Source organism: Pseudomonas sp. Sample_24, assembly GCF_004307605.1.
Lineage (GTDB): Bacteria > Pseudomonadota > Gammaproteobacteria > Pseudomonadales > Pseudomonadaceae > Aquipseudomonas.
In genome coordinates this window covers 1-22,232 of the sequence record NZ_RCNW01000179.1, presented here as the reverse complement: position 1 = coordinate 22,232, position 22,232 = coordinate 1, and the positions used below count along the sequence as shown (strand labels likewise).

The window sequence follows — 22,232 nt, the reverse complement described above, 5'->3', positions numbered from 1 at the left end:
TTTTTAGTGTTCAAAAGGCCGTTCAAGTAAAAAGGAAACCCGCAGCGATGGCGTATTACCGCACTCCTCACGACGTGACCGCTCTGCCCGCCTGGCAAGCGTTGAATGACCACCGCCAAGCCATGCAGGATTTCAGCATGCGCGAGGCTTTCAATGCCGACCCGCAGCGTTTTACCCAGTTCACCCTCAGCAGTTGCGGCCTGTTTCTCGACTATTCGAAGAACCTGATCAACGCCGAGACCCGCAACCTGCTGGTGGGTCTGGCCAATGCGGTCGACCTCCAGGGTGCGATCAAGTCGCTGTTCGACGGCGAAATCGTCAACGCCTCCGAAGGCCGCCCAGCCCTGCACACCGCGCTGCGCCGTCCGGTTGGCGACAAGCTGTCGGTCAACGGTGTCAATGTGATGCCCGAAGTGCACAAGGTGCTGAACCAGATCACCGATCTGGTGGGCCGCATCCATGACGGTCTGTGGCGCGGTTACTCCGAGAAGCCGATCACCGACGTGGTGAACATCGGTATCGGTGGCTCGTTCCTCGGCCCAGAGCTGGTGTCCGAAGCCTTGCTGTCCTACGCGCAGAAAGGCGTGCGTTGCCACTATCTGGCGAACATCGACGGTAGCGAGTTCCACGAGCTGACCATGAAACTGCGCGCCGAGACCACGCTGTTCATCGTCTCGTCGAAATCCTTCAACACCCTTGAAACCCTGAAGAACGCCCAGGCCGCCCGCGCCTGGTACCTGGCCCAGGGTGGTTCGGAAGCCGAGTTGTATCGCCACTTCATCGCGGTTTCGAGCAACAATGCCGCCGCCGTGGCCTTCGGTATCCGCGAGGAAAACATTTTCCCGATGTGGGACTGGGTTGGCGGGCGTTACTCGCTGTGGTCTGCCATCGGTTTGCCGATTGCCCTGGCCATCGGCATGTCGAACTTCAAGGAATTGCTGTCCGGTGCCTACACCATGGACCAGCACTTCCAGAGCGCGCCGTTCGAACAGAACATGCCGGTGCTGCTGGCGTTGCTCGGCGTGTGGTACGGCAATTTCTGGGGCGCGCAGAGCCACGCAATCCTGCCTTACGACCACTACCTGCGGAACATCACCAAGCATTTGCAACAGCTGGACATGGAATCCAACGGCAAGAGCGTGCGCCAGGACGGTACGCCGGTTGCTACGGACACCGGGCCAGTGATCTGGGGCGGCGTCGGCTGCAACGGCCAGCATGCTTATCACCAGTTGCTGCACCAGGGCACCCAGCTGATTCCGGCCGACTTCATCGTGCCGATCGTCAGCTTCAACCCGGTGTCCGACCACCACCAGTGGCTGTACGCCAACTGCCTGTCGCAAAGCCAGGCGTTGATGCTGGGCAAGACACTGGCCGAGGCGCAAGCCGAGCTGCGTGAGAAAGGCATGAGTGAAGACGACGTGCAGAAACTCGCACCGCACAAGGTGATTCCGGGCAACCGTCCGAGCAACACCCTGGTGGTCGAACGCATCAGCCCGCGTCGCCTCGGCGCACTGGTGGCAATGTACGAACACAAAGTCTTCGTGCAGAGCGTGATCTGGGGCATCAACGCCTTCGACCAGTGGGGCGTGGAGCTGGGCAAGGAACTGGGCAAAGGCGTCTACAACCGCCTGGTCGGCAGCGAGGAAACCCCGGCTGACGACGCGTCCACCCAAGGCCTGATCAACTACTTCCGCGGGCGTCACCGCGGTTGATCTGACACCGTTCCTGTGGGGGTACTAATCTTGTAGGAGCCGGCTTGCTGGCGAAAGCGGTGTGTCATTCAACATTTTTGTAGACTGATACGCCGCTTTCGCCAGCAAGCCGGCTCCTACGAGGGTCGCGCAGCTCCCCTCTTGTCGCACAACAAGAATAAGGAACCGTCATGTTCGATATCAGCACGTTCCCCAAGGCCGATGCCGTCCGCCGGGCTGCACAACTGAGTCAAGACGACTACCACCGCCTGTACCGCGAATCCATCGAACACCCCAGTACGTTCTGGGCCGAGCAAGCCACCCGCTTCCTCGACTGGAGCACGCCTTGGCACACCGTCCAGCGCTACGACCTGAAAACCGGTGAGGCCAATTGGTTTGCCGGCGCGAAACTCAACGTCAGCTACAACTGCATCGACCGTCACCTGGAAAAACGCGGTGATCAGATCGCGATCATCTGGGAAGGCGACGATCCGGCCGAATCCACCCAGATCACCTATAGAAAACTCCATCACAATGTCTGCCGCCTGGCCAACGTGCTTAAAAGCCGTGGCGTGAAGAAAGGCGACCGTGTGTGCATCTACATGCCGATGATTCCTGAAGCGGCCTACGCCATGCTCGCCTGCACGCGTATCGGTGCGGTGCACTCGGTGGTGTTCGGCGGTTTCTCCCCGGATTCGCTGCGCGACCGGATTCTCGATGCCGACTGTCGCACCGTGATCACCGCCGATGAAGGCGTGCGCGGTGGCAAATTCGTGCCGTTGAAACAGAATGTCGACAAAGCCCTGCAAAGCTGCCCGGACGTGAGCACCGTAGTGGTGGTCGAGCGCACACAGAATCAGGTGAATTGGGTCGAAGGCCGGGACATCTGGTATCACCAGGCATTGCGCGATGTCGGCGACGACTGCCCGCCCGAGCCGATGGACGCCGAAGATCCGTTGTTCATCCTGTACACCTCCGGCAGCACCGGCAAACCCAAAGGCGTGCTGCACACCACCGGCGGTTACCTGCTGCAAGCGGCGATGACCTTCAAGTACGTGCTGGACTACCGTGATGGCGAAGTGTTCTGGTGCACCGCCGATGTCGGCTGGGTGACGGGCCACAGCTACATTGTCTACGGGCCGTTGGCCAATGGTGCGACCACGTTGATCTTCGAGGGCGTGCCGAGCTACCCGAGCACTTCGCGCTTCTGGCAGGTGATCGACAAGCACAAAGTGAACATCTTCTACACAGCACCCACCGCTTTGCGCGCACTGATGCGTGAAGGTCCGCAACCGTTGAAGGAAACCTCCCGGGCCAGCGTCAGATTGCTCGGCACGGTCGGTGAGCCCATCAACCCGGAGGCGTGGGAGTGGTACTTTCATGCAGTCGGCGAAGAGCGCTGCCCGATTGTCGATACCTGGTGGCAGACCGAGACCGGCGGCATCATGCTCAGCCCGCTGGTGAGCGCGCAACGGATCAAACCCGGCTGCGCCACACAACCGATGTTTGGTGTGCAACCGGTATTGCTCGACGAACAAGGCAAGGAAATCAAGGGCGCCGGTAGCGGCGTGCTCGCCATAAAATCAAGCTGGCCGGCGCAGATCCGCAGCGTCTATGGCGATCCGCAACGGATGGTCGACACCTACTTCAAGCCCTACCCCGGCTATTACTTCACCGGTGACGGCGCCCGTCGTGACGAAGATGGCGATTACTGGATCACCGGGCGCATCGACGATGTGATCAACGTGTCCGGGCATCGCATCGGCACCGCCGAAGTGGAAAGTGCCCTGGTGCTGCACGACAGCATCGCCGAGGCCGCCGTGGTGGGTTACCCTCACGACGTCAAGGGCCAGGGCATCTACGCCTTCGTCACCCCCATGAACGGCGTCGAACCCGGCGACGAACTGAAGAAAGAATTGCTGGCGCTGGTCAGCAAGGAAATCGGCAGTTTCGCCAAACCGGATCTGATCCAGTGGGCACCCGCGTTGCCAAAAACCCGTTCGGGCAAGATCATGCGGCGCATTCTGCGCAAGATCGCCTGCAACGAACTCGACAGTCTGGGCGATACCTCGACCCTGGCCGACCCAAGCGTGGTGCAAGGCCTGATCGATAAACGCCTGAACCAATAACGCACTGCTGTCGGTAGGAGCAAAGCTTGCTCGCGATGAACGATAACGCGGTTCAACAGCAGATGGCGTGATCGTTCATCGCGGGCAAGCCATGCGCCCACAGAAAAACAGGAAATCACCGGGACACCATGGAATTCATCCGCACCCGCATTGAAACCCAGATCATGAGCCTGACCGGTCTATCCTTGGGCAAGCTCGATCTGGAGAACCCCAAGGGCGATCCCGGGCTGTTCGGGCCTGACTCCGTGAGCTGGCAAGTTCATGGTGACTTCAGCAGCATGCTCATCGGTGGCATCAGCGCGCTGATGCTGCAAGCTTTGCATCCGCTGGCCCTCGCCGGCGTCTGGGACCATTCGAATTTCCGCGAGGACATGCTCGGCCGATTACGCCGCACCGGGCAGTTCATTTCCGGCACCACGTTCGGCTCGCGACAGGATGCCGACTGGCTGATCGAAAAAGTCCGCACCATTCACCTGCAAATAACCGGCACTGCGCCTGACGGCCGCCCCTACGCCGCCAGCGATCCCGAGCTCTTGACCTGGGTACATGTAGCCGAGGTCAGCAACTTCCTCGCCGCACATTTGCGCTATCGCAATCCACATCTGTCGCCGGAAGATCAGGACCGCTATTACGCTGAAATAGCGCTGGTGGCAGAACGCTTGGGTGCCCGGAATGTGCCGCGCTCACGGCAGGAAATTTCCGCATACCTTGAGCGCATTCGCCCGCAATTGCTGTGTGATGAGCGCAGTCGGGAAGTGTTGCGGCTGTTGTTGAATGCGCCATCCCCCAGCCGCCTCGCCAGGCCTTTCGGCGGATTGATGATGCAGGCCGGCATTGACCTGTTGCCGGACTGGGCCAGTGACATGCTGGGCGTCAGCCAAAACCCGCTGCAACGCAAACTGATCCGCGCCAGCGTCAATCGCAGTGCGCCGATGTTGCGCTGGGCGGTACGCAATGGCTCGGTACAGCGGGCCAAGCGACGGATGGGCCTGCTGACTTGACCCCGGACTCTGTGGCGAGGGAGCTTGCTCCCGCAGGGCTGCGAAGCGGCCCCAAAACCCAGGGACATTTCGATTTTTTGCGAGCGCTGCGCACTCGAGCGGGAGCAAGCTCCCTCGCCACAGGCAAGCCCCTCATCCAAACTCCACAGTGTTAAACTCCCGCGCCAAATCACCTCCTGCAAGGCGCCCAGCATGTCTTCCTTGAACCAGGCGCTGCGCGCCGCCCTCGATCATCGCCAGGACCTGTTGGCCGAGCTGCACAGCCAGGGCACCGATTGCTATCGCCTGTTCCATGGCAGCCAGGAAGGCGCCGGTGGCCTGACCATCGATCGTTATGGTCCGCAGCTGATGGTGCAGAGCTTTCATCAATCGCTGGAACGCGAAGACCTGCTGAACCTGCACGAAACGATCAACAACCATCTGGGCCTTGAAACCCTGCTGGTCTACAACGACCGCTCCCGCGGCAACTCGCGCATCGACCGCGAAGACAGCGTCTACCGCGCGGACGAAGCAGCGCTGCAAGATCTGGTCGGTCACGAGTGGGGCCTCAATTATCGCGTTCGCGGCCGTCACGCCGGGCAGGACCCGCTGCTGTTCCTCGACCTGCGCAATACCCGTGGCTGGGTCAAGGATCACAGCAAGAACAAAAGTGTACTGAACCTGTTTGCCTACACCTGCGGCGTTGGCCTCAGCGCAGCAGCCGGTGGCGCTCGCGAGGTGTGCAACCTGGACTTCGCCGAAGGCAACCTGGCGGTCGGTCGCGAAAACGGCATGCTCAACCCGCAGTTGCCGACCATGGCGTTCATCCAGTCCGATTATTTCCCGGCCATTCGCCAACTCGCCGGCCTGCCGATCAGCCAGCGTCGCGGGCAGAAGCTGCCGAGCTATCCGCGCCTGGAACAGCGCCAGTACGACCTGGTACTGCTCGACCCACCCGCCTGGGCCAAGAGCGCGTTCGGCACCGTCGACCTGCTGCGCGATTATCAGAGCCTGCTCAAACCCGCGCTGCTGACCACCGCCGACGACGGCGTGCTGATCTGCTGCAACAACCTGGCGAAAGTCAGCATGGACGATTGGCGTGAACAGGTTTTGCGTTGCGCCGAGAAAGCAGGACGGCCGGTGCGCGAGTGGACGGTCATGAAACCGGGTGCCGATTTCCCGTCCATGGACCAACAACCACCGCTGAAAACCCTGATCCTGCAGCTTTGATCCGTGTCAGATAAATCTGAAAAAAGCTGAACAGGCTGATTGCTTCGGAACCGGAATCGCGTGCCATACTCCAAGGCACTCCGATTCACACAGATGAAGCCACGCATGTACAAAGGATTGATTCGCGCCGTCGGCGCCTTGTTGACTGCTCTGGCCCTCTACAGTTTGCTGGGCTTCTTGATTTTGCCGGGCATTGCCCTGCGCATCGCCAACCAGCAATTGGCCAATTATTCCACGATGCCCGCCACGCTCCAGCGGATCGAACTCAACCCGTTCAGCCTCGAAGTCACGCTCTGGGGTCTGAGCATTGGCGAGCCCGGCAAAGAGCAAATCGGCTTCGAACGTCTATACGCCAATCTGCAACTCGACAGCCTGTGGACCAAGGCGCTGCATCTGTCGGATATCGAACTGGACAAGTCCAAGACCGAAATCCTCTTCAGCAAGGACGGCAAACTCAACCTGCTCGGGCTCTTCAAGATTCCGGCCAGCGAACCGACACCCGCCGACCCGGATGCCAAGCCGTTTCCGTTGCGCATCGAACGGATCAAGCTGGCTGGCGGTGCCGTGCACTTTGAGGATGCCCGGCCCAGCGAGCCCATCGAATTCATCTACGACTCACTCGATTTCGAGCTGAAAAACCTCAGCACCCTGCCCGAAGACAGCGCCGATATGACTCTGGTGGCCGTCGGCCCCAACGACGGGCAAATCGACTGGACCGGTAACTTCAGCCTGATCCCGATTGCCTCCGAAGGTAAGCTGAAAATCACCGATGGCAAGATGAAAGCCTTCTGGCCCTATGTGCGCGATGCTGTCCCGCTGGACCTCGAAAGCGGTGTCATGAGCATCAGCACCGACTACAAGCTCAACCTGTCCAAGGAAACCGAACTGCTGCTGAGCAACGTCTCGGCCACCATCGCCCCCTTCGCGATCAAGGCGCCGGACGGTCGGCCGCTGGTCAGGCTTGAGCGTCTGGACGTCAGCGAAACCACCGTCGACCTGGCCAAGCAACAAGTGGTGGTCGGCAAGATTCGCAGCCACAAACTGGAAACCTGGGCCGCGCTGGAAGCCGATGGCCAGCTCGACTGGCAGAAACTGTTCGCCAGCCAGCCTTCCAAACCCGCCGCCAAAGCGAACGCCGAACCGACCAACACGCCCGCTGCCGCTGACTCGCCGAAAGCGGACCCCGTCCCGAGCAAGCCCTGGCAAGTGCTGCTCAATGACGTGCAACTGCGCAACTATCAAGTGCACCTGGCTGATCGCAAGGCTCAGCCCGCCGTGGCGCTGGAACTGGGGCCGCTGAATCTCGACCTGCAGAAATTCGACAGCCTCAATGGTTCACCCTTCCTGCTCAAGCTCGACACCGGTGTCGGCAAGCAAGGCAAGCTGATGGCCGATGGCGAGGTCAACCTGGCGCCGATCAGCGCCAGGCTGAATGTGCAGACCAAGGACATCGACCTGCGCGTCGCCCAGTCCTACATCAGCCCGTTCATTCGCCTGGAGTTGCGCAGCGGCATGCTCGGCAGCGATCTGGCCGTCAACCTGAAAAGCACCGAGCCGCTGGCTTTCAGCGTCACCGGACGCGCCCAGGTCGATCAACTGCATACCCTCGACACCCTGAAAACCCGCGACTTCCTCAAGTGGCAGCAGGTGATGGTCGAAGGCCTGAATTATCAGCATGGCGACAGCCTGTCGATCGACAAGATCAACCTGCTGCAACCCTATGTACGCTTCATGATCAACGATGACCGCACCACCAACATCGATGACTTGTTGATCCCGCAACCCCCCGACACCGCCGCCAAACCTGCCGTCGCCAAACCCGCCGCCAGCAAAGACAAACCGCTGGGTATTCACATTGGCGGCATTGCCATCAATGACGGCTCGGCCAACTTCGCCGACTTCAGCCTGACGCCGAACTTCGCCACCGCCATCCAGCAGCTCAACGGCCAGATCGGCACCATTGACAGCCGCCAGGCGAAGCCGGCCAGTGTCGACGTCAAAGGCAAGGTCGACCGCTATGCACCGGTGACCATCAAAGGTGCGGTCAACCCGTTCGATCCGATGGCCAGCCTCGATATCGCTACCAGTTTCAAACGTGTGGAACTGACCACGCTGACGCCTTACTCCGGCAAGTTTGCCGGCTATCGCATCCGCAAGGGCCGGCTGAACCTCGACCTGCATTACCAAATCACCAAGGGCCAGCTGAAAGCCGAAAACAAAGTGGTGGTCGAACAGTTGCAACTGGGTGAAAAAGTCGACAGCCCCGACGCCGTCAGCCTGCCGCTGAAACTCGCAATTGCTCTGCTCAAGGATGTCGACGGCAAGATTTCCATCGAACTGCCAGTCACCGGCGATCTCAACAACCCGCAGTTCAGCGTCATGCCGATTGTCTGGCAGACCCTGCGCAACCTGATCGTCAAGGCCGCTGCCGCGCCGTTCAAACTGATTGGCGGTCTGGTCTCGGGGGGAGGTTCGGAAGATCTTGGCAGCGTGTCGTTCGCGCCCGGTTCCAGCGATCTGAGCAAGGATGCCGAAGGTGCCCTGGACAAACTGTCGAAGGCGCTCAAGGAACGTCCGGCCCTGCGCCTGGAAATCGAAGGTACGGCGGCGAAAAGCAGCGATGGTCCGCTGATCGCCGAGCAGCGTCTGGAGCGGGAATACCAATACAACTACTACAAAATGCTCCAGCGTCGAGGCGATAAAGTTCCGGCCCAAGCGTCGTTGCTGGATGTTCCGGACAGCGAAAAAGGGCCGTTGCTTGAAGGCATCTACCGCACACGCCTGAAAACCCAGCCACCGGCCGAATGGAAAGACCTGGGCAAGGAAGAACGCACAGCGAAGATGCGTGAAGGCGTCATTCAGTTCTGGAGCTCCAGCGATGTGCTGCTGCGTCAGTTGGGCCAGGACCGGGCCAGCAGCATCAAGGATTATCTGGTCGACAAAGGTCAGCTCGCCGATGACCGTGTGTACTTCATCGACGCACAGTTGGGCGAAGCCGAAAAAGACGGCAAGGTCGTCACGCCAATGCATCTGGACGCCGAGTGATGTACAAGCATCGCCTGCTCGCACTGGCGTTGACGGCAGCGGCGAGCCAGGCCTGGGCGGCGGATACTTTGCGCTGTGGCAGCCAACTGATCAGCGTCGGTGACCGCTCCAGTGAGGTGCTGCAAAAATGTGGCGACCCGGTCAGCCGCGATTTGCTCGGTTACAAGCGCAGTGCCAATCGACGGGAAGAGTTCCAGGTCGAGGAATGGACTTACGGTCCGAATGGCGGGATGTACCAGTACTTGCGCTTTGAAGGAAATCGGCTGGTGCAGATCACCAGCAAGCGCGGGAATTAGGAGTTTTTGCGTTACCCACAATAGAACAGGCCCCGACACGAATGTCGGGGCCTGTAATGGCCACGTCCTTGTGGCCGTTCGCATGAACACTCAAGAAGCGATAGACGTATGACTCGGCCCGTCTATCGCGTCTTCTCCCGGTCCAGGCGAGAAGCCTTGCCTTACTCGGATTTCAGGCCGTCAGCGGATACTGCTTTGACGCCTTTGATTTTTTTGGTGATCGCCACGGCGGTGTCTTTCTGAGCATCGGTCACCGCAACGGTGGACGACAGGGACACGACGCCTTTGTTGGTTTCCACTTTGATATCGGTACCTGGAATGCCTTTTTCGGTAATCAGGTCTGATTTGACTTTGGTAGTGATCCAGGTATCGGAAACATCCTCTTTCGCTTCGGTGACTTCACCGGCGGCCAGCATCATCGGTGCTTGAGTGGCCTGAGTCTGGGCAAATGCAACGTTGGCCATGGTCAGGGTCAGCGCGGTAGCAGCAGCGGCAGAGATAGCGAACTTCTTCATACGAGTAACTCCTGTTTTTCTGGAAAGTCTGCTGGGTTCATGTCAGCAGGGTTACCAGAGATATTGCGAACGCTGTGCCAAGTTTGAGACAGACAATTAATCCTTAAAAATCAATACGTTATGGAAAACGCAATTTTCCGGATTCGTGCAAAATGCATGAGTTGAACTTTATCTACATGCAAGTTGCGGGTTTTCTCGCCAGCCTAAGGCCATGAAATTTCGGCAATTTTTATCAATACTCAATCCAACTGCCTGACGCGAAAAAAAAACCCCTGCATAAGCAGGGGTGGATATACCAAAAAAGATCAGACTTTGGTGCAGCCTTTAGGTGCATATTCCTGATCCACAGTGGTCGTACAGGTCCACCCGGTCAGAGCACGCGTAAGAGTGATGGTCTTGTTCAGTACCGGCCCTGGCGCATTTAGAATCGTGCAAGCGATCGTGCCAGTTCCATCAACAGCCTTGCCCGACGCGGTCGTAGTGCAATTAGCCGTAGTCGCATTTCCGCCTACCTTGGTTAGATCAGGGTCGGTCCCTTGATTGATAACGTCCTCAAAAGGCACCTTCAACGCCGAAATCTCCGCCAGCCCCGCCGTGACCTTGGCCCGCGCCTGATACTTGGAATACGCCGGTATCGCAAACGTCGCGAGAATCCCGATGATCGCCACCACGATCAGCAACTCGATCAGGGTAAAACCTTTTTGAGTGTTCATAGACAGCCTCCGTGCATGAGTCGAAATCTCATGATCTGAACCTGTCGCAGCACAGCCCATGCCAAGCCCTGCACGCCCTGTTGGCGGGGTACTCGCCAGCCTTGAAGACCTTTCCTACTCCCAGGATCCGCACTATCTGACACTTTTTGTCACCTCGGCGCTGCTGGTTTGGTTCCGTTGCTTGACTAGGCTATAAGTCATTAAATGTCTGCGTCCGGTATCCCAATGAATGACATCGCCCTCAGCGGTCTGGCCAAGCAATTGGTCCTGGCCGAGCTGCTCACTGACAAAAGCGCGCAACAGGCGTATCAACAAGCCCAACGCAACCGTATTTCCCTGGTGACCTACCTGGTCCAGAACAAGCTGGTTAAAAGCCGCCAGGTTGCCGAGATCGCCTCGGAACATTTCGGCATGGCCCTGCTCGACCTGCATACCCTGGACAAGGACATTCAGCCCAAAGGCCTGGTCAGCGAGAAACTGGTCCGCCAGCATCACGCCCTGCCCCTCTGGCGCCGTGGCAACAAGTTATTCGTCGGCGTTTCCGACCCGACCAACCATCAAGCCATCAATGACATCCAGTTCAGCACCGGGCTCACGACCGAAGCGATCCTGGTCGAAGACGACAAACTCAGCGATGCCATCGAGAAGTTCTTCGACAGCCATGGCTCTGGCCTGGAAGACATCGCCGATGTAGACCTCGATGGCCTCGACATCGAGACCACCGACGACAAACGCCAGGACGCTATCGGCGGTCAGGAGGCCGATGACGCACCGGTGGTGCGTTTCGTCCATAAAATGCTGCTCGATGCGATCAGGAGCGGTTCTTCAGACCTGCACTTCGAGCCCTACGAAAAGAACTACCGCGTGCGGATGCGCACCGATGGCGTGTTGCATGAAGTCGCCCGGCCGCCGTTCCAATTGGCCAACCGCATCGCCGCACGATTGAAGGTCATGGCCAGCCTCGACATCTCCGAACGCCGCAGACCCCAGGACGGCCGGATCAAGATGCGTCTGTCCAAAAGCAAATCCATCGACTTCCGGGTCAATACCCTGCCGACACTGTGGGGCGAGAAAGTGGTCATCCGGATTCTCGACCCCACCAGCGCGCAGATGGGCATCGACGCCCTCGGTTACGAGCCGGACCAGAAAGACCTGTACATGGCTGCGCTGAAACAGCCGCAGGGAATGATTCTGGTGACCGGCCCCACGGGTTCGGGCAAAACGGTTTCGCTCTACACAGGGCTGAACATTCTCAATACCGTGGATATCAATATTTCAACCGCCGAAGACCCGGTCGAAATCAACATGGAAGGCATCAACCAGGTCAACGTCAACCCGAAACAGGGCATGGATTTCGCCCAGGCGCTGCGTTCATTCCTGCGGCAGGACCCGGACGTGATCATGGTCGGCGAAATTCGCGACCTCGAAACCGCCGAAATCGCCATCAAGGCTGCGCAGACCGGGCACCTGGTGCTGTCGACCCTGCACACCAACAGCGCCGCGCAAACCTTGACCCGTCTGCACAACATGGGCATCCAGGGTTTCAATATCGCCACCTCCGTCAGCCTGATCATTGCCCAGCGCCTGGCGCGCAAGTTGTGCAGCCATTGCCGCGTTCCGCTGGAAATTCCCCGCGAAGCGTTAATCAAGGAAGGCTTTCCTGAGGAACGCATCGGCACCTTCACGATCTATGGACCGGTCGGTTGCGATCACTGCAATGGCGGTTACAAAGGGCGAGTGGGGATTTATGAAGTGGTGAAGAACACGCCGGACCTGCAACGGCTGATCATGGCCGAAGGCAACGCACTGCAAATCGATGACCAGATGCGCAAGGATGGTTTCAACGACCTGCGCACCTCAGGGCTGCTCAAGGCCATGCAGGGCATCACCAGCCTGGAAGAAATCAATCGGGTCACCAAGGACTGAACATGGCGGTCAAGGCAGCGAAAATCAGCGTGTATGCCTGGGAAGGCACAGACCGCAAAGGCACTAAAATCAGCGGTGAGCTGAGTGGGCAGAACCCGGCGCTGGTCAAGGCCCAACTGCGCAAGCAAGGCATCAACCCCGGCAAGGTACGCAAGAAAACCACGTCGATTTTCGACATGGGCAAACGCATCAAGGCCCACGACATTGCCCTCTTCACCCGGCAAATGGCGACCATGATGAAAGCCGGTGTACCGCTTCTGCAATCGTTCGACATCATCGGCGAAGGCTTCGACAACCCGATGATGCGCAAGCTGGTGGACGAGGTGAAACAGGAAGTCGCGGCGGGTAACAGCTTCGCCGCCGCCTTGCGCAAAAAACCGCAATACTTCGATGAGCTGTACTGCAACCTGGTGGACGCCGGTGAGCAGGCCGGCGCGCTGGATACGCTGCTGGAACGGGTAGCGACCTACAAGGAAAAGAGCGAAAGTCTCAAGGCCAAGATCAAGAAAGCCATGACCTACCCGCTGGTGGTGGTGTTCGTCGCGATCATCGTGACCGGCATTTTGCTGGTCAAGGTGGTGCCACAGTTCCAGTCGGTGTTCGAAGGCTTCGGTGCCGAACTGCCAGCGTTCACCGTCATGGTCATCGGCCTTTCACGGTTCATGCAGGACTGGTGGTGGGTCATGCTCGGCGCGCTGATTGCGGCGATCTTTGGAGTGCGCCACGCCTTCAGGACGTCACAGGGCTTTCGCGATCGCACGGACGCCTGGCTGCTGAAGCTGCCGCTGGTGGGCACGTTGATGTACAAGTCCGCCGTGGCCCGTTTTGCCCGCACGCTGTCGACCACTTTCGCCGCCGGCGTACCGTTGGTGGAAGCCCTGGAGTCGGTGGCCGGGGCCACCGGCAACATCGTGTTCAAGCGTGCGGTACTGCGTATCAAGCAAGACGTGTCGACGGGCATGCAGTTGAATTTCTCCATGCGTACATCCGGCATTTTTCCAAACATGGCGGTGCAGATGACCGCCATCGGCGAGGAGTCCGGTGCACTGGATGACATGCTCGACAAAGTCGCCGGGTTCTACGAAGACGAGGTCGACAACATGGTCGATAACCTCACCAGCCTGATGGAACCGTTCATCATGGTGGTGCTGGGTGTTATCGTCGGGGGATTGGTGGTTGCCATGTACCTGCCCATCTTCCAACTCGGTTCAGCGATCTGACATGCCCTTGAGCGAAATATTGATTCAACACCCGCTGGCGTTCGTAGTGATCGCCGGGGTGATCGGCCTGCTGGTCGGCAGCTTTCTCAACGTACTGGTCTGGCGCTTGCCGAAAATGCTCGAGCGCGAATGGCGCGTGCAGGCCCATGAAATCCTCGGCCTGCCCGGCGAATCGCCGCTGCCGACGTTCAACCTGATGCTGCCGCACTCCCATTGCCCACAGTGCGGCCACCGGATTCGCCCGTGGGAAAACATTCCACTGCTCAGTTTCCTGTTCCTGCGCGGGCGCTGCTCTGGCTGTGCAGCACCGATCAGCAAGCGTTATCCGCTGATCGAACTGGCCTGTGGCCTCGGGTCGGCATTCATTGCCTGGCATTTCGGTTTCGGCTGGCAAGCGTGCATGGCATTAGCCCTCAGCTGGGGCCTGTTGGCCATGAGCCTGATCGACGCCGAGCATCAACTGTTGCCGGATGTGCTGGTACTGCCCTTGCTGTGGCTGGGGTTGATCGTCAACAGTTTCGCTCTGTTCGTGCCGTTGCCTGATGCGTTGTGGGGCGCGATTGCCGGTTACATGGCGCTCTGGTCGGTGTTCTGGCTGTTCAAGCTGCTCACTGGCAAGGACGGCATGGGTCATGGAGATTTCAAGCTGCTGGCGATGTTTGGCGCCTGGGGCGGCTGGCAGATTCTGCCGCTGACGATCCTGTTGTCGTCCCTGGTGGGCGCTGTTGTTGGCGTGATTTACCTGCGTGTGCGCAACGCCAGAACGTCGACGCCGATCCCCTTTGGCCCCTATCTGGCAATTGCCGGCTGGATTGCCTTGCTCTGGGGTGGTCAAATAACCGACTTCTATTGGCAGTTTGTCGGTTTGAAATGAATACCCCTGTGGAAAAACCCTGGATTCTCGGCCTGACCGGCGGCATTGGCAGCGGCAAAAGCGCGGCTGCCCAGCATTTCATCGACCTGGGTGTGCACGCGGTCGATGCCGATCACGCCGCACGCTGGGTGGTGGAACCGGGCCGGCCAGCGCTGGCGAAAATCGCCGAACACTTCGGCCCCGGCGTATTGCAGGCCGATGGCCAACTGGATCGCGCCGCGTTGCGCAATCTGATCTTCGAAGTCCCGGATGAACGTCGCTGGCTGGAAGCCTTGCTGCATCCGCTGATCGGTGAAGAAATCGCCCATCACCTGGCACTGGCAAAATCACCTTACGCGATCCTGGTATCACCACTGCTGATCGAGTCCGGCCAATACGCGATGACCCAAAGGGTGCTGGTCATCGATGCCCCTGAACAGCTACAGATCGAACGCACCTTGCAGCGCGACAAGACCAGCGAACAGCAGGTCCAGGCGATTCTCAAGGCGCAGTCCAGCCGTCAGGATCGCATCAGCCATGCCGACGATGTGGTGGTCAATGACCGCGACCTCGCCTGGCTGCACAGCGAGGTCGAACGCCTGCATCACTTTTACCTAACTTTGCGTGGAGGCCAGTCATGAGCCAAACCCCAACCGTCGAATGCCCGACCTGCGGCGCCCCTGTGGAATGGAGTGCAGAGAGTAAATTCCGGCCGTTCTGCTCGGACCGTTGCAAACTCATCGACCTCGGCGCCTGGGCGTCGGAAGAGCATAAAATTCCGGTCGCCCCCGATGCCGAGGACGAACTGTTCAGCGGCGATTTCGATCCGCGCCACTGAGCCGTCGCAACGACGATCCCGGGCTCATCAAGATTTGGGATCGTCGTCCTTCCACGGCGCCGACAGATAGCGCGTGCGGTTGAAGGTCTCCAGCCACTCGGGACAGAACACCACCAACGCGCTGACCACCATGCCGTTGATGAACGCCTCCGGAAAAATGATCAGCCACAGGTAACCGACGAAATCTTCCAGCCAGTACGGCATGGCGAAACGTTCGTCGAACCACAGCAACCAAAGCGCCAGCAGCAGGCACAGTAACGCCGACAGAGCCGCCGCAAAAAATCCGGAAACGAAGATGTACACGAAGGGGTTACGCGGCTGCGCGCGCTCCACAAGGATTGCACAGCATTCGGTCACCAGCACCGGCAAGGCGATCAACAAGGCGCCGTTGACCCCGACAGCGGCCAGGTCCTGACGCCCCAGCAGCACCAGCCCCATCTGCGCCACCAACCCGCCGACGAGTGCCAGCGGCCAGTCCAGCAGCAGGGTCACCGCCGTCATGCCGATGAAGTGGTAAGACACGCCGGTATCGAAATCGCGCCGTACCAACCACAACAGAAACAACGCGAACACCGTCCCGAACAGCAAATGCTGGCGACGACTGTCGGTGAACAGTTCGACCCAAGGCGCACGCGCAGCAGCCCAAATCAAAACCGGTACGTAGATCAACCAACCCACGGTGAGGGTTGCGCAAGACAGTAACTCGGCACCGATCATGACGAAGCGCACTCCCTTTTCTTGCCGTAGGCGGACAGGCCTCCAGTCTACACCGCCCCTTTCGATCTCATGCCCAATGCTGGAGATCGTCGATGACCGCCTCCCACCCGGCGAACAATTTCGCCAACGCTGCACAGAGCAGGCCGTGATTGTTACGTTTTACGCAAGACTGCATCCGGCATTCGCCCCTTTATCGGACGCTGGCGAAGACTAAAATTTACCCATGAAACCGAACCGGAGCACGCCAGCATGAAAACATTGATCAGCCTGTTGCTGACCGTCATCGCCACCTCGGCCATGGCTGCCGACAACCAACCTGCCGCGGTGATGTACAACCCGGCGCAGCCACTGGACATCGCCAAGGTGGTTTCGGTGTCCGACACAGCGACCGCCTGCGGGGTTGTACCGGCGACCATGGTGTACATCGACCATCAGGGCCAGACCCATCGCGTGACCTACGACGTCATGGGTGATTGCACCAGCAATCTGTGATCAGCGCTTCATAACAAGGTCCAGGTGTAACTGAAGATCAAGCGGTTCTCATCGATATCGCTGCGGTAGTTGGATCGCGCCATGGCATTGCGCACGCGTATGCCCAAACCCTTGAGACTGCCGCTCTGCAGCACATAGCCGATGTCCAGGTCTCGCTCGCGATCCTTGCCTTCGAAGCCTTGCCCGGTATCGACATTGTTACCACTGATGTAGCGCACGGTACTGGTCAGCCCCGGAACTCCGAGCGCCGCGAAATCATAGTCATAGCGCGCCTGCCAGGAACGTTCATCGGTGTAGGCGAACTCGTAGGTCGGCACTTCGTTGCCCAGCGGCGAGATGTTGGCAAACACCCGTGGGAACGCGCTGTCGCCGAACATGCCCTGATAGCCGACGTAAAACGTATGGCCACCACGCTTGGCCGACAGCAACGAGAAGAGCGCCTGGTTGTCGATGTTGCCCAGCGATTTTTTGCCGTCCTCGCGCGAATCGAAGTAACCGAGATTGGCGCCGAGAATCCAGTCGCCCAAAGGCTCACTGTGCTTCAGACCGAGGAAGCGCTGGTTGTAGATGTCTTCCAGCTGACCGTACCAGGCGCTGACCGAGGTGCGCTTTTCGTTGAAGGCGTAATCAGCACCGGCAAAATTGAACCCGTCACTGCTGGCCTGACGCTGCGGAACGTGGCCAAGCATAGCTTGCATCTTCTCATCGCCAGCCTCGTTGCGCAGGCTGGTTGAACGCAAATGACCACCTTGCAGGGTCAGGCCATTGATCTCGTTGGAAGTAATGCTTGCGCCCTGGTAACTCGGAGGCAGCAGGCGAATATCGCTGAACACCAATACCGGCAGATTGGGTTGCAGCTCACCGACTTTCAGCTCGGTTCTGGAGTAGCGCATTTTCAATGCGCCTTCCAGACGGCTGTAGTTGTCCGCCGCACGGCCGTCGTCCTGCACCGGCAACAAACCGGTATTGGTCCGGTCAGGGGCACTGTCGAGCTTGAGGCCGAGCAGGCCAATGACGTCCAAACCGAAGCCGACGGTACCCTGGGTGTAACCGGATTTCACATTGAGAATGAAGCCTTGCGCCCACTCCTCAGCCTTCGATTGCCGGTTGGCGCCGACGATGTCGGAATAGTCACGGCTGAAGTAATAGTTGCGCGCCTGCAACGTCGCTGTGGTGTCTTCGATAAAGCCTTTTTCTGCGGCCATTGCGCCCGTGGAAAAACCCGAGACGACAGCCAGGGACAACGCTGAACCGGTTGTTGGGAGACTCTGTTTCATTGCCTTTCTCTTATTGTTTTTGATCGACAGGTTGAAGAGCTTCAGTTGCAGCGGATTCGCGACGGACGTTCAACAGCGCATGGGTGACCATGCCGAAAATCAATCCCCAAAACGCCGCGGACAAGCCATACAAAGACATGCCCGAGGCCGTGATCAGAAAGGTCACCAGCGCAGCTTCACGATCGCTCGGCACAGCCATCGCACCCGCCAATGCCGAGGCAATGGCGGCGAACAACGCCAACCCGGCCAGCGCCGCGATCAACTCTTTGGGGAACGCCGAAAACAGCGAAACCAGCGTGGCACCGAAGATCCCGAGCAGCAGGTAGCAGAGGCCGCCAACAACCCCGGCGACGTAGCGTTTGCGTGGGTCTTCGTGGGCTTCGCGACCGGTGCAGATCGCGGCGGTGATCGCCGCCAGATTCAGCCCATGGCAACCGAACGGCGCCAGCAGCGCCGTGCCCAGCGCACTGCTGGCGATGATCGGGCTGGCTGGCGTCGGATAACCGCTGGCGCGCAGCACCGCCATACCCGGCACGAACTGACCGGTCAGCGCCACCATCACCAGCGGCAAGGCGATGTTCAGGATTGCACCCAGGCTGAACTCGGGCGTGATCCACACCGGCGTGGCCAGGCCGATCACCAACGCTTCACGATGCAAATCGCCAGTGAATGCGGCAATCGAACAGCCCACCAGCAACACCATCATCACCGCATAACGCGGCATCACCCGCTTGCACACCAGGTAGCTGGCAAACATGGTCAGCACCAGCAACGGCTTGTGCTGCATCGACACAAACAACCCGGTACCGAAACTGAACAGGATCCCCGCCAGCATCGCCGCGGCAATGGCGGCGGGAAGCTTGCTGATGATCCGGTCAAAAGCTCCGGAAATGCCGACCAGGAAAATGATCAGGCTGCTCACCAGATAAGCGCCGACCGCCTGCGCCATGGAAATTTCCGGCAACAGCGCCACCAGCAACGCCGAGCCCGGCGCCGACCAGGCGATGATCACCGGGACGCGGTAGCGCAGGCTCAAACCGATTCCGAGCACAGCGCTGCCGATGGAGATCGCCCAGATCCAGGACGACAACACTTGCCGAGAAAGATCTGCCGCTTCAGCCGCCTGAAAGATGATCACCAGCGGCCCGGCGTAGGAAATCACCGTGGCGATGAATCCAGCCACGGCCGCTGATAGCGAGAAGTCTTGGAAAAACCGTTTCATGACTCAGGCACCGGTCGCTGGCAGCGCCGGGCTGACGCTCAAGGCGCTGCGTCGGCTGCTGATGGCGAACACGGTCATGGCCAGGGCCGCCACCGCACCGGGCACGGCAAACGCCATGAAGTTCAGTTGCAGGGGCAGGCTGATTCCGAGCAAGGCACCGCCCAGCAGCGGACCGACAATGGCGCCGTTGCGTCCGATGCCCGAAGCCCAGCCCAGGCCGGTGGATCGAATGGTCATGGAGTAAAACTGCGCGGCGCAGGCGTACAACAGAATCTGCGAACCGATGGTAGTGGCGCCGGCAATGGCGATCAGCAGGTACAACACCGGCATCGGGCTGTTAAAGCCCAACAGGGTGATCGACACCGCCGCCATGGCAAAAAACCCCGCCAGCACTTTCGGCAGATTGAGTTTGTCGCCCAATACCCCGCCGCCCACAGCGCCGAAAATCGCCCCGAAATTCAATACCAGCAGGAACGACAAACTCGAACCCAGACTGTAACCGGCATTCGCCATCAGCTTCGGCAACCAGGAACTCAACGCGTAGACCATCAACAGGCAGCAGAAGAACGCCAGCCACAGCATCAGCGTACGCAACGCACGGCCCTCGCGGAACAGCTGCAACACCGGAGTGCCCGTGCCCTTCACTTCAGCCATGTGCAATTGATCAGACGTTTGCGCGACGTAAGCGGGATCAATGCGTTGCAGAACGTTGCGCGCCTCTTCATTTCGCCCCTGACGCAACATGAAGCCCACCGACTCCGGCAGGAAATACATGATCAGCGGCAACAACAGCAACGGCAGGATCGCTACGTAAAACACCGACTGCCAGCCGAAACTCGGGATCAGCACAATGCCCAGCCCAGCGGACAACATGCCGCCCACCGAGTAACCACTGAACATGATCGCTACCAGTGTGCTGCGGATTTTTTTCGGTGCGTACTCGTTCATCAGGGCCACGACATTGGGCATCACGCCACCAATGCCGAGGCCGGCAATGAAGCGGCAAATGCCGAACTCGGTGGGGTTTCGTGCAAAACCGTTGAGCACGGTGAAGCCACTGAAGAGTATTACGCAGAGAGTGATGGCTTTCTTGCGGCCGATCCGGTCAGACAACGGGCCGAAGAACAGCGCGCCGAACATCATGCCGAACAGGGCATAGCTGCCCAGAGCACCGGCCTGCAGGGGACTGAGCCCCCACTCTTTCATCAGCATTGGCAAGACCACGCCGTAGATCACCAAATCGTAGCCGTCGAAGATGATGATCAGCGCACACCAGAACAGCACCATCCAGTGAAAGCGGTTGAAACGAGCGTTGTCGATAACCTCATGTACGTCGATCTTGCGCATGGCATATATCTCTTGTTGTTGTTTTTTTAGAGCGTCGGTAACACGGCTTACGTCCGTACAGCCGAGGGTAGAGCCAGCGGATACGCGGCAATATCCAGTGCGCGCAGATCACTATCCGTTTTGTGCAGCGCCCTGAAACGGGCATGGGAACGTGAGGAATCGGCCCTCTGCGACAAATTGTCTTCTTTGCGAACACATTTGGACGCTAAGCTTGGGCCTATGGATGACTCAGATTACTTACGCCTGCTGACCATCGCGGCCGAGCAAGCCAACGCGTTCCTGTCCAATGCCCGCAAATGGGAGCGTGAGCGTTGGGTCTGCCAACGCCTGCTGCAAGGGCTGAACATTCCCTATCGCGCCGACGAATTCGCCCCGGCCGGGGAACCGCCGGATGTGTTGTTTCGCGATGCCAGTTTCGAAGTGTTCTTCGTGCTCGATGAGGGCCGGCGCCTCAATGATGAGTGGCGCGATGAACTGCAACGTCGACGCAGTGCGTTTTCCCTGAGCCAACTGGTGCGTCGCGAGGCCAAGCCACGACGCATCCCGGCTAACGAGTTCCTGCTGCGGCTGGCGCCGACCTTGCGCAAAAAGGCGCATAACTACAAAGAACGCGGCATGGACCTGGGCGAACTGGACATCATTGCCTTCGCCAGCCTCAAGCGCGAGGTGCTGGACCTCAACAGCCATTTCCCGCCGCCCACCGAGTACCTGCGCCAGGGTTGGCGCTCGCTGTCGCTGGTGGGGCCTACATTCGCCCGTGTGCTGTTCGCCCATCCCGATGCACCGGACTTTCTGCGCAGCAACCTGGGACGCAGCATCGTGTTCGATGTAGGGATCAGCCTGTGAGTCCATTGCAGGAACTGATTGCCCAAGTCCCGCAAACCGGCCGCGTTCGCTGGATCGGCGTGCGCCCGGCACCGCACGTGCCAATGATCGAGCTGGATGCCGTGGAAGCCCGGCTCGAGGCCGGGTTGACCGGTGATCGCGCACGTCCCGGTGTGCGCAATGCGCGGCAGGTGACGCTGATTCAGTGGGAGCATCTGGCTGTGATCAGCTCATTGATGGGCCGCCCGGATGATCGACCGGTCAAGCCTGAGGATCTGCGGCGCAATCTCGTTATCAGCGGAATCAACCTGTTCAGTCTCAAGGGCCGGCGTTTTCGCATCGGCCAGGCGATTTTCGAAACCACCGGCTGGTGCCAACCGTGCGCTCGCCTGCAAAACAACCTCGGCCCAGGGACATTTCAGGCCGTACGCGGACATGGCGGGATCACTGCCCGAGTGTTACAAAGTGGCATCATCCGTCTGGACGATACGCTGAGCGTCGAGCCTGTTCCGGACACCGGCTATGCTCCGTTCAACGTTCGTTAAATCAGCCTGTAGCTTCTACACACTCAGCAACGTCTACCTGACGAGGCCTTTATGACCAGCCGCCTGAACCCCGACGACCAAAAGCATGTCGAAGAGTACCTGCAACTGTCCCAGCACCAAGTCGAGCGCCGACCTTTCCGGCCGTGGATGCTCCTTGTGCTGGTGCTGGCAGTGACCATTGGTTTGGGCCTGTTGAGCCGACTTATCAGTTACCTGACGCTATGAGCTGCCTCGCGCTCGCACGGGTAATTGCACCGATTTCCTTTAGCCTTGCGAGTTATCCCCATGTCCCATCGTATTGTCATTGTCGGCGGCGGCGCCGGCGGTCTGGAGTTGGCTACCCGTCTGGGTAAGACTCTGGGCAAGCGCGG

Annotated in this window: 22 protein-coding genes; 16 read left to right on the top strand and 6 right to left on the bottom strand. The window is 59.3% G+C overall.

Translation table 11 applies throughout. The features are described from left to right. Nucleotides 1–47 precede the first annotated feature (47 nt). The 6 genes from pgi (at nucleotide 48) to D8V06_RS09260 (ending at nucleotide 9,371) form a co-directional block, all read left to right on the top strand. Entirely contained in the window at nucleotides 48–1,712 is a 1,665-nt protein-coding gene (gene pgi / locus D8V06_RS09285; protein WP_056855627.1) for a glucose-6-phosphate isomerase, read from the top strand. Nucleotides 1,713–1,882: 170 nt separating this feature from the next. Next, nucleotides 1,883–3,820, top strand: coding sequence for an acetate--CoA ligase (acs, locus tag D8V06_RS09280; protein ID WP_056855628.1), 1,938 nt, complete (start codon nucleotides 1,883–1,885; stop codon nucleotides 3,818–3,820). Nucleotides 3,821–3,948: 128 nt separating this feature from the next. Beyond that, nucleotides 3,949–4,821: an oxygenase MpaB family protein gene (locus D8V06_RS09275; protein ID WP_130930844.1), complete on the top strand. Its 873-nt coding sequence runs from the start codon at nucleotides 3,949–3,951 to the stop codon at nucleotides 4,819–4,821. A gap of 192 nt (nucleotides 4,822–5,013) precedes the next feature. Next, nucleotides 5,014–6,030 carry a class I SAM-dependent methyltransferase gene (locus D8V06_RS09270; RefSeq protein WP_130930843.1) on the top strand — a complete coding sequence of 339 codons (1,017 nt, stop codon included), beginning with the start codon at nucleotides 5,014–5,016 and terminating at the stop codon, nucleotides 6,028–6,030. 93 nt (nucleotides 6,031–6,123) lie between these two features. Next, entirely contained in the window at nucleotides 6,124–9,075 is a 2,952-nt protein-coding gene (locus tag D8V06_RS09265) for a DUF748 domain-containing protein (RefSeq protein WP_130930842.1), read from the top strand. Further along, nucleotides 9,075–9,371: a DUF2845 domain-containing protein gene (locus tag D8V06_RS09260; protein ID WP_130908592.1), complete on the top strand. Its 297-nt coding sequence runs from the start codon at nucleotides 9,075–9,077 to the stop codon at nucleotides 9,369–9,371. Before D8V06_RS09265 ends, D8V06_RS09260 begins: the two co-directional genes overlap by 1 nt. 161 nt (nucleotides 9,372–9,532) lie before the next feature. On the opposite strand, the gene D8V06_RS09255 is transcribed toward D8V06_RS09260, so the two are convergent. Beyond that, the gene (locus tag D8V06_RS09255) at nucleotides 9,533–9,886 is read right to left on the bottom strand and encodes a BON domain-containing protein (protein WP_130903548.1); all 354 of its coding nucleotides are present in this window, start codon (nucleotides 9,884–9,886) and stop codon (nucleotides 9,533–9,535) included. A 305-nt stretch (nucleotides 9,887–10,191) separates the two neighbouring features. Further along, the gene (locus tag D8V06_RS09250) at nucleotides 10,192–10,599 is read right to left on the bottom strand and encodes a pilin (protein ID WP_130930841.1); all 408 of its coding nucleotides are present in this window, start codon (nucleotides 10,597–10,599) and stop codon (nucleotides 10,192–10,194) included. 225 nt (nucleotides 10,600–10,824) lie between these two features. Between D8V06_RS09250 and pilB the strand changes: the two genes are divergently transcribed. Genes pilB through yacG form a run of 5 tightly spaced genes read left to right on the top strand, consistent with a single transcriptional unit; the run spans nucleotide 10,825 to nucleotide 15,436 of the window. After that, nucleotides 10,825–12,525: a type IV-A pilus assembly ATPase PilB gene (pilB, locus tag D8V06_RS09245; protein WP_056855635.1), complete on the top strand. Its 1,701-nt coding sequence runs from the start codon at nucleotides 10,825–10,827 to the stop codon at nucleotides 12,523–12,525. 2 nt (nucleotides 12,526–12,527) lie between these two features. Then, nucleotides 12,528–13,745, top strand: a complete 1,218-nt coding sequence (locus D8V06_RS09240; protein WP_056855636.1) for a type II secretion system F family protein — start codon at nucleotides 12,528–12,530, stop codon at nucleotides 13,743–13,745. Between the two features lies 1 nt (nucleotide 13,746). Continuing rightward, entirely contained in the window at nucleotides 13,747–14,619 is an 873-nt protein-coding gene (locus D8V06_RS09235) for an A24 family peptidase (RefSeq protein ID WP_056855637.1), read from the top strand. Continuing rightward, complete coding sequence (gene coaE / locus D8V06_RS09230) at nucleotides 14,616–15,239, top strand: dephospho-CoA kinase (protein ID WP_056855638.1); 624 nt, start codon at nucleotides 14,616–14,618, stop codon at nucleotides 15,237–15,239. Before D8V06_RS09235 ends, coaE begins: the two co-directional genes overlap by 4 nt. After that, the gene (yacG, locus tag D8V06_RS09225; RefSeq protein WP_056855639.1) at nucleotides 15,236–15,436 is read left to right on the top strand and encodes a DNA gyrase inhibitor YacG; all 201 of its coding nucleotides are present in this window, start codon (nucleotides 15,236–15,238) and stop codon (nucleotides 15,434–15,436) included. Before coaE ends, yacG begins: the two co-directional genes overlap by 4 nt. Before the next feature lie 27 nt (nucleotides 15,437–15,463). Here the strand turns inward: yacG and D8V06_RS09220 are convergent, their stop codons facing one another. Beyond that, nucleotides 15,464–16,153 (bottom strand): energy-coupling factor ABC transporter permease, encoded by a 690-nt coding sequence (locus D8V06_RS09220; RefSeq protein WP_056855640.1) that lies wholly within the window; start codon nucleotides 16,151–16,153, stop codon nucleotides 15,464–15,466. A gap of 249 nt (nucleotides 16,154–16,402) precedes the next feature. Here D8V06_RS09220 and D8V06_RS09215 point away from each other — a divergent pair, with 249 nt between their 5' ends. After that, the gene (locus D8V06_RS09215; protein ID WP_056855641.1) at nucleotides 16,403–16,645 is read left to right on the top strand and encodes a DUF2790 domain-containing protein; all 243 of its coding nucleotides are present in this window, start codon (nucleotides 16,403–16,405) and stop codon (nucleotides 16,643–16,645) included. Between the two features lie 8 nt (nucleotides 16,646–16,653). On the opposite strand, the gene D8V06_RS09210 is transcribed toward D8V06_RS09215, so the two are convergent. Genes D8V06_RS09210 through D8V06_RS09200 form a run of 3 tightly spaced genes read right to left on the bottom strand, consistent with a single transcriptional unit; the run spans nucleotide 16,654 to nucleotide 20,491 of the window. Beyond that, nucleotides 16,654–17,922: an OprD family porin gene (locus tag D8V06_RS09210; RefSeq protein ID WP_130930840.1), complete on the bottom strand. Its 1,269-nt coding sequence runs from the start codon at nucleotides 17,920–17,922 to the stop codon at nucleotides 16,654–16,656. 10 nt (nucleotides 17,923–17,932) lie between these two features. Beyond that, nucleotides 17,933–19,144, bottom strand: a complete 1,212-nt coding sequence (locus D8V06_RS09205; RefSeq protein WP_130930839.1) for a benzoate/H(+) symporter BenE family transporter — start codon at nucleotides 19,142–19,144, stop codon at nucleotides 17,933–17,935. A 3-nt stretch (nucleotides 19,145–19,147) separates the two neighbouring features. Continuing rightward, a complete protein-coding gene (locus tag D8V06_RS09200) occupies nucleotides 19,148–20,491 on the bottom strand; it encodes an aromatic acid/H+ symport family MFS transporter (protein WP_130930838.1) in 1,344 nt (447 codons plus the stop codon). A gap of 219 nt (nucleotides 20,492–20,710) precedes the next feature. On the opposite strand from D8V06_RS09200, the gene D8V06_RS09195 reads away from it, so the two are divergent. The 4 genes from D8V06_RS09195 to D8V06_RS30815 all read left to right on the top strand — a co-directional run. Next, nucleotides 20,711–21,337, top strand: a complete 627-nt coding sequence (locus D8V06_RS09195; RefSeq protein WP_007970534.1) for a DUF1780 domain-containing protein — start codon at nucleotides 20,711–20,713, stop codon at nucleotides 21,335–21,337. After that, nucleotides 21,334–21,861: an MOSC domain-containing protein gene (locus D8V06_RS09190; protein WP_056855645.1), complete on the top strand. Its 528-nt coding sequence runs from the start codon at nucleotides 21,334–21,336 to the stop codon at nucleotides 21,859–21,861. Before D8V06_RS09195 ends, D8V06_RS09190 begins: the two co-directional genes overlap by 4 nt. A 51-nt stretch (nucleotides 21,862–21,912) precedes the next feature. Continuing rightward, nucleotides 21,913–22,086: a DUF3094 domain-containing protein gene (locus tag D8V06_RS09185; RefSeq protein ID WP_007970531.1), complete on the top strand. Its 174-nt coding sequence runs from the start codon at nucleotides 21,913–21,915 to the stop codon at nucleotides 22,084–22,086. Nucleotides 22,087–22,146: 60 nt separating this feature from the next. Then, the coding region (locus D8V06_RS30815; RefSeq protein ID WP_241667803.1) for a hypothetical protein at nucleotides 22,147–22,232 on the top strand (86 nt) is incomplete at its 3' end.

Coding starts and splice junctions, on each gene's coding strand:
- D8V06_RS09265 (WP_130930842.1), top strand. CDS start 6,124: ATGAAGCCACGCATGTACAAAGGATTGATTCGCGCCGTCGGCGCCTTG.
- D8V06_RS09210 (WP_130930840.1), bottom strand. CDS start 17,922: ATGAAACAGAGTCTCCCAACAACCGGTTCAGCGTTGTCCCTGGCTGTC.
- D8V06_RS09235 (WP_056855637.1), top strand. CDS start 13,747: ATGCCCTTGAGCGAAATATTGATTCAACACCCGCTGGCGTTCGTAGTG.
- D8V06_RS09220 (WP_056855640.1), bottom strand. CDS start 16,153: ATGATCGGTGCCGAGTTACTGTCTTGCGCAACCCTCACCGTGGGTTGG.
- D8V06_RS09250 (WP_130930841.1), bottom strand. CDS start 10,599: ATGAACACTCAAAAAGGTTTTACCCTGATCGAGTTGCTGATCGTGGTG.
- D8V06_RS09200 (WP_130930838.1), bottom strand. CDS start 20,491: ATGCGCAAGATCGACGTACATGAGGTTATCGACAACGCTCGTTTCAAC.
- D8V06_RS09215 (WP_056855641.1), top strand. CDS start 16,403: ATGAAAACATTGATCAGCCTGTTGCTGACCGTCATCGCCACCTCGGCC.
- pilB (WP_056855635.1), top strand. CDS start 10,825: ATGAATGACATCGCCCTCAGCGGTCTGGCCAAGCAATTGGTCCTGGCC.
- D8V06_RS09195 (WP_007970534.1), top strand. CDS start 20,711: ATGGATGACTCAGATTACTTACGCCTGCTGACCATCGCGGCCGAGCAA.
- acs (WP_056855628.1), top strand. CDS start 1,883: ATGTTCGATATCAGCACGTTCCCCAAGGCCGATGCCGTCCGCCGGGCT.
- D8V06_RS09205 (WP_130930839.1), bottom strand. CDS start 19,144: ATGAAACGGTTTTTCCAAGACTTCTCGCTATCAGCGGCCGTGGCTGGA.
- yacG (WP_056855639.1), top strand. CDS start 15,236: ATGAGCCAAACCCCAACCGTCGAATGCCCGACCTGCGGCGCCCCTGTG.
- D8V06_RS09240 (WP_056855636.1), top strand. CDS start 12,528: ATGGCGGTCAAGGCAGCGAAAATCAGCGTGTATGCCTGGGAAGGCACA.
- D8V06_RS09275 (WP_130930844.1), top strand. CDS start 3,949: ATGGAATTCATCCGCACCCGCATTGAAACCCAGATCATGAGCCTGACC.
- D8V06_RS09185 (WP_007970531.1), top strand. CDS start 21,913: ATGACCAGCCGCCTGAACCCCGACGACCAAAAGCATGTCGAAGAGTAC.
- D8V06_RS09270 (WP_130930843.1), top strand. CDS start 5,014: ATGTCTTCCTTGAACCAGGCGCTGCGCGCCGCCCTCGATCATCGCCAG.
- D8V06_RS09260 (WP_130908592.1), top strand. CDS start 9,075: ATGTACAAGCATCGCCTGCTCGCACTGGCGTTGACGGCAGCGGCGAGC.
- pgi (WP_056855627.1), top strand. CDS start 48: ATGGCGTATTACCGCACTCCTCACGACGTGACCGCTCTGCCCGCCTGG.
- D8V06_RS09255 (WP_130903548.1), bottom strand. CDS start 9,886: ATGAAGAAGTTCGCTATCTCTGCCGCTGCTGCTACCGCGCTGACCCTG.
- coaE (WP_056855638.1), top strand. CDS start 14,616: ATGAATACCCCTGTGGAAAAACCCTGGATTCTCGGCCTGACCGGCGGC.